The sequence below is a fragment of the Streptomyces sp. 8P21H-1 genome (assembly GCF_013302945.1).
Genome location: NZ_JABTYA010000243.1, coordinates 1 through 1,307, shown reverse-complemented (window position 1 = coordinate 1,307; position 1,307 = coordinate 1). Strand labels below are relative to the sequence as shown.

The following is a 1,307-nucleotide window of genomic DNA, read 5'->3' as shown; positions in this document are numbered from 1 at the left end:
AGCGAGTACAGCGAGTACAGCGAGTACAGCGAGTACAGCGACCAGAACGACCAGTACGGCAACGACGGACGCGGCGACGACGGACGCGGCGACGACGGACGCGGCGACGGCGGGCGCGGCGACGACGCCGTACACGACCGGCCGTGATCGCGTCGCCGTCCACGAGGAGGCCGTCGAGGGCCTGGGCACCGTCCGCGTCGTCCCCGTGGACCCGGAGGCCGACCTGGACGTGCTCCACCACTGGGTGACGGCCGAACGGGCCCGGTTCTGGGGCATGGGCGGCTTCACCAGGGAGCAGGTGCTGGAGACGTACCGGCACCTCGGCTCGCTCGACACGCACCACGCCTACCTCGCCGTCGTGGACGGCGAACCGGCCGCGCTCTTCCAGACGTACGAACCGGAGGCCGACCGGGTGAGCGAGTGCTACACGGTGGAACCCGGCGACATCGGCGTCCACCTGCTCATCGGCCCGCCCCCCGAGGGCGTCGGCCGGGCCGGCTACAGCACCGCTCTGCTGAAGGCCTTCACCACGTACGTCCTGCGCGTCCTCGACCGGCGGCGGGTCGTGGTCGAGCCCGACGTCCGCAACGAGCGGGCCGTCGCCCGCCTGCTCCGGCAGGGTTTCGTGCTCGGCCCCTCCGTCGTGCTGCCGGAGGTCGACCTGCCGGGGGTGTACCTGCCGGAGAAGGAGGCCCAACTGGCTTTCCTCCACAGGGACCGCGTCCACCCGCGGAGCGCCGCCGGGGAGCTGTAACGTCGGCGGGTGCCCGATGACATCACTCCCGAAGCCCTGGCCGCCCACTACCGGCTGGAACCCATTCCCAGGGAGGGCGGCCTCTTCAGCCGTACCTGGGCGGGTCCCGAACGGCCCGACGGACGGCCCGAGGGTTCCGCGATCGTGGCCCTCCTGACCTCGCGGCCGGGTGACTTCTCCGCCCTGCACCGCCTTCCGTCCGACGAGACCTGGCACTTCTACCTGGGGGACCCGCTGGAGCTGCTGCTCCTCGCCCCCGACGGCACGTCCCGTACGGTCCTGCTCGGCCCGGACGTCCTCGGCGGCCAGCACGTCCAGTTCACCGTGCCCGCGCGCACCTGGATGGGCGCGCGGGTCGCCGCCGACGGCGCGTGGTCGTTCTTCGGCTGCACGATGGCGCCGGGCTTCACCTACGAGGGGTACGAGCACGGGGACGGGACCGGACTCGCCGCCCGCTACCCGGCGGAGGCAGCGCGGATCGCCGCGCTGAGCCGCCCGTGACCGGCCGCACCGACCCCGCCCTCACCCTCGGCGGCGGACCGTTCGGCGGGCT

General features: G+C 73.3%; 2 protein-coding genes (1 of these 2 running past the window's edge). Both read left to right on the top strand.

All coding sequences use genetic code 11. The annotated features are described in order from the left end of the window. A protein-coding gene (locus HO151_RS04665; protein ID WP_173894842.1) for a GNAT family N-acetyltransferase crosses the window boundary here: on the top strand, positions 1-754 show its 3' end. The gene continues 2,231 nt to the left of window position 1, outside the view; 754 of the gene's 2,985 nt are visible here — the last part of the coding sequence; the start codon falls outside the window, past its left edge; the stop codon is at positions 752-754. Between the two features lie 21 nt (positions 755-775). Beyond that, on the top strand, positions 776-1,255 hold the full coding sequence (locus HO151_RS04660; protein WP_173894868.1) for a cupin domain-containing protein: 480 nt from the start codon (positions 776-778) through the stop codon (positions 1,253-1,255). Positions 1,256-1,307: the final 52 nt, after the last annotated feature.